Genomic DNA, 10,564 nt, shown 5'->3' with positions numbered 1-10,564 from the left:
CCCGGCCGCCTGGCCGTCGACGCAAGACGGATGCCTATGAACCCGAACTTCCTCGATTTCGAACAGCCAATCGCCGACCTGCAAGCCAAGATCGAAGAATTGCGCTTGGTTGGAAATGACAACTCGCTGAACATCGGCGACGAAATCGCCCGCCTGCAGGACAAGAGCAATACGCTTACCGCGAGCATTTTCAGCAATTTGACCAGTTGGCAGATCTCCAAGCTGGCTCGCCACCCACGGCGCCCTTATACCCTCGATTACATCCAGCACATCTTCACCGAGTTCGAAGAGTTGCACGGCGATCGGCATTTCTCCGATGACCCGGCGATTGTCGGGGGCATTGCTCGTTTGGACGACCAGCCGGTGATGATCATCGGCCATCAGAAAGGTCGTGAGGTGCGCGAAAAGGTACGCCGCAACTTCGGCATGCCGCGTCCGGAAGGTTATCGCAAAGCCTGCCGCCTGATGGAAATGGCCGAACGCTTCAAAATGCCGATCCTGACGTTTATCGACACGCCGGGTGCCTATCCCGGCATCGATGCGGAAGAGCGTGGGCAGAGCGAGGCAATCGCCTGGAACCTGCGCGTCATGGCGCGTCTGAAGACGCCGATCATCGCCACTGTCATCGGAGAGGGTGGCTCCGGCGGCGCGCTGGCCATTGGTGTCTGCGATCAACTGAACATGTTGCAGTACTCGACCTATGCGGTGATTTCGCCGGAAGGCTGCGCTTCGATTCTCTGGCGTACCGCCGATAAAGCGCCAGAAGCGGCCGAGGCGATGGGTGTGACTGCCAATCGTCTGAAAGAACTGGGCATTGTCGACAAGATCATCGAAGAACCGCTGGGTGGTGCGCATAACGCGCCGGCAGTGATTGCCGCCAGCATTCGTCAGGAGCTGATCAGTCAGCTGAAGGGCTTGAAGAAGCTCGATAGCGACAAGCTGTTGGCGCGCCGTTACGAGCGCTTGATGAGCTACGGCGTGGCCTGATCCACATCGTGCCGAGCAGAACAGCGGGCCCTTTGGGCCCGTTGTTGCTTTAAGCTTGCCGAATGACTTCTTTACTTTCCCGGCTGCTCACCGCGTTGGCTCCTTGGCGTACCGCGCCAGCCTGGTATGTCGCCTATTCCGGCGGCCTGGACTCCACGGTTCTGCTGCATCTCCTCGCCACGCTTGCTCGGCGGGAAACCCTACCGCCACTGTCTGCCATTCATGTCCATCACGGCCTGCAAGCCGCGGCGGATGCCTGGCCGGAGCATTGTCGGCAGCAGTGCGCCGAACTCGGCGTGTCGCTGTCGGTGCGCCACGTGCAGGTCGCCGGTGGCGCCAGCCTCGAGCGCGCGGCACGGGAGGCGCGCTATGCCGCGCTGGCGGCTTGCCTCGGGGCGGGAGAGGTGCTGCTGACCGCCCAGCATCGCGATGATCAGGCTGAGACGCTACTGTTCCGCTTGCTGCGCGGTGCTGGCGTGCGCGGCCTAATGGGTATGCCGCAGAGTCGCGTGCTGGGTCAGGGCATTCTGCTACGGCCCTTGCTGAATTGTTCGCGCGCCGAGCTGGAGGCTTATGCCGGCGAACATGGGCTGCGCTGGGTGGAAGATCCGTCCAATCGCGATAGCCGCCTGGCGCGCAACTATCTTCGCCATCAGATAATGCCTCGACTACTGGAGTATTGGCCGCAGACCGCCCGTAACCTCGCGCGTAGCGCCGAGCATCTGCGTGAAGCGCAGCAGCTGCTAGACGAGCTGGCGGAGCAGGATCTGCTCGCCGCGCAATCGGCATCGCTGTTTCCTTGGCTGAACATTTCCTCGCTGGAACTGGCGCCCTTATTGAGCCTGTCGTCGGCTCGTCAGCGAAATGCTTTGCGGCACTGGCTGGTGGCGCTGACCCCTTTGCCCGATAGCGATCATTGGGCGGGCTGGGAGGATCTTCGCGATGCGACCAATGACGCTCAGCCGGTCTGGCGACTGGGGCAAGGCGAGTTGCAGCGCGCTGGTGGACGGCTGTGGTGGGTGAGTGGCGGTTGGCTGCAGGTGCCGACGGTCGGCGCGCCTTGGCATGATCCGGCGCAGGCTTTGACGCTTCCCGGCAATGGACTGCTGCAGATCGACGGCGTCGCGCCGCAGGGTCCGCTGGAGGTGCGCTATCGCCAGGGCGGTGAACTGATGCGGCTGGCCGCTCGCGGCCATCGTGACCTCAAACGCTTGCTCAATGAAATCGCGCTACCGGGTTTCGTCCGTGGGCGCCTTCCGCTGCTCTATCGCGGTGATGAACTCATTGCCGTGGCCAACCTGCCGGTGCTGGATGGGCGGCCGGAGGAGGGCTGGAAATTGCGCTGGCAGGTACCGACGAATGACCGAGGTTTGAGCTGAAAGTCGCTTTCCGGTAGACTACGCTCCCGTCTACTAGAGCTCTGCGGATTCCTTCGGAATCGGCGGGGCTTTCATTTTTCAAGCAGCGTTATCAGCGCTGCAAGTACTGACTGGGATGGCTCTGGCCGTCCTTCGCTTCCCCGGCGGCGCAGACCGCTTAAACAGACTTCTAGGGTTCTTCATGACGCGCTACATATTCGTCACGGGTGGTGTTGTTTCTTCATTGGGGAAAGGCATCGCCTCGGCTTCATTGGCGGCTATCCTGGAGGCGCGGGGCCTGAAGGTCACGATGCTCAAGCTCGATCCCTATATCAACGTCGATCCGGGCACCATGAGCCCGTTCCAGCACGGTGAAGTGTTCGTCACCCATGACGGCGCCGAGACCGACCTGGATCTGGGGCACTACGAGCGGTTCATCCGCACGACGATGACCAAGGGCAACAACTTCACCACCGGCCGCGTCTACGAAGACGTGCTGCGCAAAGAACGCCGTGGCGACTACCTGGGCGCGACCATCCAGGTCATCCCGCATATCACCGACGAGATCAAACGCCGCATCATCAAAGGTGCAGGCGATGCCGACGTGGCGATGGTGGAAATCGGTGGCACCGTGGGTGACATCGAATCGCAACCGTTCCTCGAAGCGATCCGTCAGTTGCGCGTGGAAGTCGGCGCCAAACGCGCCATGTTGATGCACTTGACCCTGGTGCCGTATATCGCCACCGCGGGCGAGACCAAGACCAAGCCGACCCAGCATTCGGTCAAGGAGTTGCGCTCCATCGGCTTGCAGCCGGACGTGCTGATCTGCCGCTCCGACCATGAAGTCGACCTGTCCTCGCGGCGTAAGATCGCGCTCTTCACCAATGTCGAAGAGCGCGCGGTCATTGGCCTGGAAGACGTCGATACCATCTACAAGATCCCGTCCGTGCTGCATGCCCAAGGCCTGGATGACTTCGTCGTCGAACGCTTCGGTCTGGAATGCGGGCCGGCTGATTTGTCCGAGTGGGAGCGCGTGGTCGATGCCAAGCTGAACCCGGAGAAAGAAGTCACCATCGCCATGGTCGGCAAATACATGGAGCTGCTGGATGCCTACAAGTCGCTGATCGAAGCGATGAGTCACGCCGGTATTCAGAACCGCACCAAGGTCAACCTGCGCTATATCGACTCGGAAGACATCGAGAACCAAGGCACCTCGCGGCTGGAAGGCGTCGATGCCATTCTGGTGCCGGGCGGCTTTGGTCTGCGTGGTGTGGAAGGCAAGATCGCCACGGTTAAGTTCGCGCGCGAGAACAAGATTCCCTACCTGGGCATCTGCCTCGGCATGCAGGTCGCGGTCATTGAGTTCGCCCGCAACGTGCTGGGCTGGAGCGACGCCAACTCCACCGAGTTCGACCAGAACAGCCAGCATCCGGTGGTCGGCCTGATCACCGAATGGCAGGACGCGACCGGCGCCACCGAAGTGCGCACTGAGGCCTCCGATCTAGGCGGCACCATGCGTTTGGGCGCCCAGGAGTGCCAGCTTGAAGCCGGCACCCGTGTGCACGATTGCTACCGCAAGGATGTCATCGTCGAGCGTCATCGCCATCGCTACGAAGTGAACAACAACCTGCTTCCACAACTGCAGGCCGCCGGCCTGAAAGTCTCCGGTCGTTCCGGTGATGGCGCGCTGGTCGAGGTTATCGAAGCGGCCGATCATCCGTGGTTTGTCGCTTGCCAGTTCCACCCGGAGTTCACCTCCACCCCGCGTGATGGCCATCCGCTGTTCAGTGGCTTCGTCAACGCCGCTTTGGCGCAGAAAGCGAAGAAGGCCTAAGCGCATGACTCAGAAGATCATCCGCGTTGGCGGTATCGAGATCGCCAACGACAAGCCGTTCGTGCTGTTCGGCGGCATCAACGTTCTTGAGTCGCGCGACCTGGCGATGAAAGCCTGCGAAGAGTACGTTCGGGTCACCGACAAGCTGGGCATCCCGTACGTCTTCAAGGCCAGCTTCGACAAGGCCAACCGCTCCTCGATCACCTCCTTCCGCGGCCCGGGCCTGGAAGAGGGCATGAGGATCTTCGAGGAAGTGAAGAAGACCTTCGGCGTGCCGGTGATTACCGATGTCCACGAGCCGTATCAGGCCGCTCCAGTAGCTGAGGTGTGCGACATCATCCAGCTGCCAGCTTTCCTTTCGCGGCAAACCGATCTGGTCGTGGCGATGGCCAAGACCGGTGCGGTGATCAATATCAAAAAAGCCCAGTTTCTCGCGCCGCAGGAGATGAAACACATCCTCAGCAAGTGCGTGGAGGCCGGCAACGACCAGCTGATTCTTTGCGAGCGGGGCTCCAGCTTCGGCTACAACAACCTGGTAGTCGATATGCTCGGCTTCGGCATCATGAAGCAGTTCAACTACCCGGTATTCTTCGACGTTACCCACGCCCTGCAAATGCCGGGCGGGCGCGCCGATTCTGCAGGGGGCCGCCGTGCCCAGGTCACCGATCTGGCCAAGGCCGGCATGAGTCAGGGGCTGGCGGGTCTATTCCTCGAAGCCCATCCCGATCCGGACAACGCCAAGTGCGATGGTCCGTGCGCCTTGCGTCTGGACAAGCTGGAGGCTTTCCTCAGCCAGCTCAAACAGCTGGATGATCTGGTCAAGAGTTTTCCGCCGATTGAGACTGCCTGAGCCAGCAATTCTTCGGTAAAGTGCCGCTCGGCATAAACTGACTGATTGGTCAGATCTTCTTTTCTTGCTGTCCGTCGCATCGGCTGGACAGCAATGTGTTCGTCAACTGTTGGAGTGCTAACAAGAATGGCAAAGATCGTCGACATCAAGGGTCGTGAGGTTCTCGACTCCCGTGGCAACCCCACTGTGGAAGCCGATGTAATCCTCGACAACGGCATCGTTGGCAGCGCCTGTGCGCCGTCCGGTGCTTCCACCGGTTCCCGCGAAGCGCTGGAACTGCGTGATGGCGACAAGAGCCGTTACCTGGGCAAGGGCGTGCTGAAAGCCGTAGGCAATATCAATGGCCCGATCCGCGACCTGCTGCTGGGCAAAGATGCCCGCGAGCAGAAAGCCCTCGACCAGGCGATGATCGATCTGGACGGTACCGAGAACAAAGGCAAGCTGGGCGCCAACGCCATCCTCGCCGTGTCCCTGGCCGCCGCCAAGGCTGCCGCTCAGGCCAAAGGTGTACCGCTGTACGCGCACATCGCCGACCTCAATGGCACCCCGGGCGTTTACTCCATGCCGGTGCCGATGATGAACATCATCAACGGCGGCGAGCACGCTGATAACAACGTCGACATCCAGGAGTTCATGGTTCAGCCGGTGGGCGCCAAGACCTTCTCCGATGCCTTGCGCATGGGCACCGAGATTTTCCATCACTTGAAAGCCGTCCTCAAAGCCCGCGGCTTGAGCACCTCGGTGGGTGACGAAGGTGGTTTCGCGCCGAACCTGGCTTCCAACGAAGACGCGCTGGCCGCCATTGCCGAAGCCGTGGCCAATGCCGGCTACAAACTGGGCGACGACGTCACCCTAGCTCTGGATTGTGCTTCCTCGGAGTTCTTCGAAGACGGCAAGTACGACCTGGCCGGTGAGGGCAAAGTGTTCGACGCCAGCGGTTTTGCCGATTACCTGGCGGGCCTGTCTCAGCGTTACCCGATCATCTCCATCGAAGACGGCATGGACGAGTCCGACTGGGCCGGCTGGAAAGTCCTCACCGATAAAATCGGTGAAAAAGTTCAGCTGGTTGGCGACGACCTGTTCGTGACCAACACCAAGATCCTTAAGCGCGGCATCGACGAGTCCATCGGTAACTCGATCCTGATCAAGTTCAACCAGATCGGTTCGCTGACCGAAACCCTGGAAGCCATCCAGATGGCCAAGGCCGCCGGCTACACCGCGGTGATTTCGCACCGCTCCGGTGAAACCGAGGACAGCACCATCGCTGACCTGGCAGTCGGTACCGCCGCTGGCCAGATCAAGACTGGCTCGCTGTGCCGCTCCGACCGCGTATCCAAGTACAACCAATTGCTGCGCATCGAAGAGCAGCTGGGCGAAAAAGCGCCTTATCGTGGTCGTGCCGAGTTCCGCGGCTAAGCCGGGAATGGTAAAAGGGCAGCGCAAGCTGCCCTTTTTCTATGGATATGTCTGCCTCGATGCGTAGTTCCTACTGGTTGTTCGTCATGCTGATCCTGATTCTCGCGGGATTGCAGTACCGTCTCTGGGTGGGCGATGGCAGCCTTGCTCAAGTCACTAGCCTGCAGCGGCAGATTGCCGAGCAGCAGGGCGAGAACGAACGTCTGCTGGAGCGTAATCGCATCCTCGAAGCGGAAGTGATGGAGCTGAAGAAGGGTATGGAGACCGTTGAAGAGCGTGCCCGTCACGAGCTGGGCATGGTCAAGGACGGCGAAACCCTTTACCAGATTACCGAATGAATACCGCCTCATTGCCGGCGTTCTGGGTCGTCATTCCGGCGGCCGGGATTGGCACTCGCATGCGCGCCGATCGGCCCAAGCAGTATCTCGAACTGGCCGGCCGGACCATTCTGGAACACACCCTCAATTGCTTTCTCGATCACCCACGGCTGAAGCGCCTGGTGATCAGCTTGGCTGTCGATGATCCCTATTGGCCGACCCTGTCGTGTGCCGCCGACCCGCGTATTGAGCGCGCGGATGGTGGCGCTGAGCGGGCTGACTCAGTGCTCAATGCCTTGCTGCGCCTTGGCGAACTGGGTGCGCAAAGCCACGACTGGGTGCTGGTGCATGATGCCGCGCGCCCCAATCTGTCGCCGTTCGATCTGGACTTGCTGCTCGCTGAGTTGGCTAACGATCCAGTCGGTGGGCTGCTCGCGGTGCCGGCAAAAGACACGCTCAAGCGCGCCGGCGCCGATGGCCGGGTGCGGGAGACGGTCGATCGCAGTGTGATCTGGCAGGCCTATACCCCGCAGATGTTCCGCTTCGGAGCTTTGCATCGGGCACTGGCCGACGCCCTTGTGGCTGACGTCGCGATCACCGATGAGGCCTCTGCCCTGGAGTGGGCCGGCCAGGCGCCGCGACTCATTGAGGGTCGTGCCGATAACCTGAAAATCACCCGTCCGGAAGATCTCGACTGGCTGCGTCTGCGCTGGTCTGGCAAGCGTTAACGCCTGGCGCACCTCACTCGTAGGATGGGTTGAGCAAAGCGATACCCATCATAAGCGGCGCCGTCATTCCAGCCGATATTCCACCTGCTGCGCCAGGCCACTCTTCAAGGCATCCACCAATTGCCTGACCTTCGGCGATAAATGCCGTTGCTGCGGATATAGCGCCCAGACGGCGGTGTTGGGCGGTTGATGTTGTTCCAGTAGCGACACCAGCGCGCCGCTGCGCAGATGCTCGAGCACGTAATAATCTGGCAGCTGACACAGGCCGAAGCCGCGCAAGGCGGCGTCCAATACCGCCTGGCCGCTGTTACAGCGCCAATTGCCCTGCACCCTAAGCGACAGTTCGCGGCTTTCCTGACGGAAATCCCATTGATCGGAACTACCGATCAGGCAGTTGTGCTGGGCCACTTCCGAGAGGCTGTGCGGGCGGCCATAGCGCTCCAGATACTCCGGTGCCGCACACAAATACATAACGCGCGGGGCGAGGTGGGCGGCGACCAGTCGCGAGTCCTGCAGGCGGCCCAGGCGGATGGCCAGATCCAGACCCTCATGGACCAGGTCCAAGGTCCGGTTACTCAGCTCGATCTCGACCCGCAATTGCGGATGGCTGGCCATGAACTGGTTTACCAGCGGCACGATAAAGCGCTCGCCATAAGCCACTGCGCAGGTCATGCGCAGCAGCCCTTTGGGCTCGCTGCCCAGATCACTGACTGCCCGCAGCGCCTCCTCACGTGCGTCGAGCAAGCGCTGGCAATGTTGCAGAAACGTTTGCCCGGCCTCGGTCAGCGCGACCTTGCGGGTACTGCGATAGAACAGCCGCGTCTGCAGGCGCTCTTCGAGGCGCGCGACCTGGCGGCTGATATGCGAGGACGATAACCCGAGGCGCTCAGCGGCGGCAGTGAACTGGCCGGATTCAGCCACGGCGACGAACTCGTCCAATCCTTCCCAACGGCTCATTGATTATCCCTAGATAGCAATAATGTTTTTTTTTGCGCCTGATTATTTACGAAAACCAGGTCGACTACACTTTCCGCCAGCTTTATTTCCCAATCGTTGGAGAAAAAATGATGATCAAGTCCCGCGCCGCCGTCGCCTTCGGCCCTAACCAGCCCCTACAAGTCGTCGAAGTGGACGTTGCGCCGCCGCAAGCTGGGGAGGTGTTGGTGCGTATCGTCGCCAGTGGGGTTTGCCACACTGACGCCTATACCTTGTCCGGCGCTGACTCTGAAGGTGTATTTCCCTCGATTCTCGGCCACGAAGGCGGCGGCATCGTTGAAGCGATTGGCGAGGGTGTGACGTCTGTGGCGGTCGGTGATCATGTGATTCCGCTGTACACCGCCGAATGCCGCGAGTGCAAATTCTGTAAATCCGGCAAAACCAACCTGTGCCAGAAAATCCGCGCCACGCAAGGCAAGGGCCTGATGCCGGATGGCACCACGCGCTTCTCCTATAACGGCCAACCGATCTATCACTACATGGGCTGCTCGACGTTCTCCGAATACACCGTGTTGCCAGAAATCTCCCTGGCGAAGATTCCCCAGGACGCGCCGCTGGAAAAGGTCTGTTTGCTCGGTTGCGGGGTCACCACCGGGATCGGCGCGGTGCTCAATACCGCTAAGGTGGAGGAGGGTGCCACGGTGGCGATCTTCGGCCTCGGTGGCATCGGTCTGGCGGCGATCATCGGCGCGAAGATGGCCAAGGCTTCGCGAATCATCGCCATCGATATCAATCCGGCCAAATTCGAGGTTGCCAGGGAATTGGGCGCCACTGATTTCGTCAATCCGAAGGAGCACAGCAAGCCGATTCAAGAGGTCATCGTCGAGATGACCGACGGCGGCGTCGACTACAGCTTCGAGTGCGTCGGCAACGTGCAGCTGATGCGCGCCGCGCTGGAATGCGCGCATAAGGGCTGGGGTGAGTCGGTGATCATCGGCGTTGCCGGGGCCGGTGAGGAAATCAGCACCCGTCCGTTCCAGCTGGTGACTGGCCGGGTCTGGCGCGGGTCGGCGTTCGGCGGCGTGCGCGGGCGCACCGAGCTGCCGAGCTATGTGGAAAAAGCGCAGAGCGGCGAGATCCCGCTGGATACGTTCATCACCCACACCATGGGCCTGGAGCGCATCAACGAGGCGTTCGACCTGATGCATGAGGGCAAGAGCATCCGTAGCGTGATCCACTTTTAACCCGGAGATCGGTATGAGCCTGGAGAACCTTTCCTGCCAGAAGAGCTTCGGCGGCTGGCACAAACGCTATCGGCACCGTTCGAGCAGCCTCAATTGCGACATGGTATTTGCCGTCTATCTGCCTCCGCAGGCCGAGCAGGGCGGTAAATTGCCTGTCCTGTACTGGCTGTCGGGGCTTACCTGCACCGACGAGAACTTCATGCAGAAGGCCGGCGCGCAACGCCTGGCCGCTGAGCTGGGGTTGATCATCGTGGCGCCGGATACCAGTCCGCGCGGCCCGGATGTGCCGGGTGATCCGGACGGTGCCTGGGATTTCGGCCTGGGCGCGGGTTTTTATCTGAACGCCACGCAGGAGCCATGGGCGCGCCACTACCGGATGTATGACTATGTGGTTGACGAACTACCGGCGTTGATCGAAGCGAATTTTCCGGTCTCGCAACGTCGCGGCATCAGCGGCCACTCGATGGGTGGTCACGGGGCGCTGGTGTGCGCGTTGCGCAATCCCGGGCGCTATGCCTCGGTGTCGGCGTTGGCGCCGATCAGCAATCCGATGAACTGCCCCTGGGGGGAGAAGGCATTTAGTCGCTATCTCGGTGAGGATCGCTCGCGGTGGCGGGAGTGGGATGCCAGCGTGTTGCTGGCCGAGGCCCGGGAGAAACTGCCGCTGCTGGTCGATCAGGGGGATCGTGACGACTTCCTCGTCAATCAACTCAAGCCCGAAGCCTTGCAAGCGGCCGCCCAGGCGGCGGGGCATCCGCTGACCTTGCGTCTGCAGCCAGGCTATGACCACAGCTATTACTTCATTGGCAGTTTCATCGATGACCATTTGCGCCATCATGCGGCGGCGCTGCAAGGCTAAGCCCGGACAAAGCAGGTAGAATTACGCCCTGACTT

10 protein-coding genes are annotated in these 10,564 nt (G+C 61.0%); 9 read left to right on the top strand and 1 reads right to left on the bottom strand.

The window, feature by feature from the left end; translation table 11 throughout:
* Positions 1-36 precede the first annotated feature (36 nt).
* The 7 genes from accA to ispD all read left to right on the top strand — a co-directional run bounded on the left by accA (position 37) and on the right by ispD (position 7,490).
* Positions 37-987, top strand: a complete 951-nt coding sequence (gene accA, locus NVV93_RS13820; protein WP_258251212.1) for an acetyl-CoA carboxylase carboxyl transferase subunit alpha — start codon at positions 37-39, stop codon at positions 985-987.
* Positions 988-1,049: 62 nt separating this feature from the next.
* Entirely contained in the window at positions 1,050-2,366 is a 1,317-nt protein-coding gene (tilS, locus tag NVV93_RS13815) for a tRNA lysidine(34) synthetase TilS (protein ID WP_258251211.1), read from the top strand.
* A gap of 181 nt (positions 2,367-2,547) precedes the next feature.
* Positions 2,548-4,179 carry a CTP synthase gene (locus tag NVV93_RS13810; RefSeq protein WP_258251210.1) on the top strand — a complete coding sequence of 544 codons (1,632 nt, stop codon included), beginning with the start codon at positions 2,548-2,550 and terminating at the stop codon, positions 4,177-4,179.
* 4 nt (positions 4,180-4,183) lie between these two features.
* Positions 4,184-5,029: a 3-deoxy-8-phosphooctulonate synthase gene (gene kdsA, locus NVV93_RS13805; protein WP_258251209.1), complete on the top strand. Its 846-nt coding sequence runs from the start codon at positions 4,184-4,186 to the stop codon at positions 5,027-5,029.
* Positions 5,030-5,155: 126 nt separating this feature from the next.
* Complete coding sequence (eno, locus tag NVV93_RS13800) at positions 5,156-6,445, top strand: phosphopyruvate hydratase (protein WP_258251208.1); 1,290 nt, start codon at positions 5,156-5,158, stop codon at positions 6,443-6,445.
* Positions 6,446-6,504: 59 nt separating this feature from the next.
* Positions 6,505-6,783 carry a cell division protein FtsB gene (gene ftsB / locus NVV93_RS13795; RefSeq protein ID WP_258251207.1) on the top strand — a complete coding sequence of 93 codons (279 nt, stop codon included), beginning with the start codon at positions 6,505-6,507 and terminating at the stop codon, positions 6,781-6,783.
* Positions 6,780-7,490, top strand: a complete 711-nt coding sequence (ispD, locus tag NVV93_RS13790) for a 2-C-methyl-D-erythritol 4-phosphate cytidylyltransferase (protein WP_258251206.1) — start codon at positions 6,780-6,782, stop codon at positions 7,488-7,490. The genes ftsB and ispD overlap by 4 nt, the downstream gene beginning before the upstream one ends.
* Positions 7,491-7,553: 63 nt before the next feature.
* Here the strand turns inward: ispD and NVV93_RS13785 are convergent, their stop codons facing one another.
* Positions 7,554-8,447, bottom strand: a complete 894-nt coding sequence (locus NVV93_RS13785; protein ID WP_258251205.1) for a LysR substrate-binding domain-containing protein — start codon at positions 8,445-8,447, stop codon at positions 7,554-7,556.
* A gap of 110 nt (positions 8,448-8,557) precedes the next feature.
* Between NVV93_RS13785 and NVV93_RS13780 the strand changes: the two genes are divergently transcribed.
* Positions 8,558-9,670, top strand: coding sequence for an S-(hydroxymethyl)glutathione dehydrogenase/class III alcohol dehydrogenase (locus tag NVV93_RS13780; RefSeq protein WP_258251204.1), 1,113 nt, complete (start codon positions 8,558-8,560; stop codon positions 9,668-9,670).
* A 7-nt stretch (positions 9,671-9,677) separates the two neighbouring features.
* The gene (gene fghA / locus NVV93_RS13775) at positions 9,678-10,529 is read left to right on the top strand and encodes an S-formylglutathione hydrolase (RefSeq protein WP_258254371.1); all 852 of its coding nucleotides are present in this window, start codon (positions 9,678-9,680) and stop codon (positions 10,527-10,529) included.
* Positions 10,530-10,564 lie beyond the last annotated feature (35 nt).

It is taken from the genome of Pseudomonas sp. LS44 (assembly GCF_024730785.1).
In the GTDB taxonomy this organism is placed as follows: domain Bacteria; phylum Pseudomonadota; class Gammaproteobacteria; order Pseudomonadales; family Pseudomonadaceae; genus Aquipseudomonas.
The sequence above is the reverse complement of the archived record's forward strand: the minus strand, read 5'-3'. Positions and strand labels throughout refer to the sequence as shown.

Coding starts and splice junctions, on each gene's coding strand:
- accA (WP_258251212.1), top strand. CDS start 37: ATGAACCCGAACTTCCTCGATTTCGAACAGCCAATCGCCGACCTGCAA.
- tilS (WP_258251211.1), top strand. CDS start 1,050: ATGACTTCTTTACTTTCCCGGCTGCTCACCGCGTTGGCTCCTTGGCGT.
- NVV93_RS13810 (WP_258251210.1), top strand. CDS start 2,548: ATGACGCGCTACATATTCGTCACGGGTGGTGTTGTTTCTTCATTGGGG.
- kdsA (WP_258251209.1), top strand. CDS start 4,184: ATGACTCAGAAGATCATCCGCGTTGGCGGTATCGAGATCGCCAACGAC.
- eno (WP_258251208.1), top strand. CDS start 5,156: ATGGCAAAGATCGTCGACATCAAGGGTCGTGAGGTTCTCGACTCCCGT.
- ftsB (WP_258251207.1), top strand. CDS start 6,505: ATGCGTAGTTCCTACTGGTTGTTCGTCATGCTGATCCTGATTCTCGCG.
- ispD (WP_258251206.1), top strand. CDS start 6,780: ATGAATACCGCCTCATTGCCGGCGTTCTGGGTCGTCATTCCGGCGGCC.
- NVV93_RS13785 (WP_258251205.1), bottom strand. CDS start 8,447: ATGAGCCGTTGGGAAGGATTGGACGAGTTCGTCGCCGTGGCTGAATCC.
- NVV93_RS13780 (WP_258251204.1), top strand. CDS start 8,558: ATGATCAAGTCCCGCGCCGCCGTCGCCTTCGGCCCTAACCAGCCCCTA.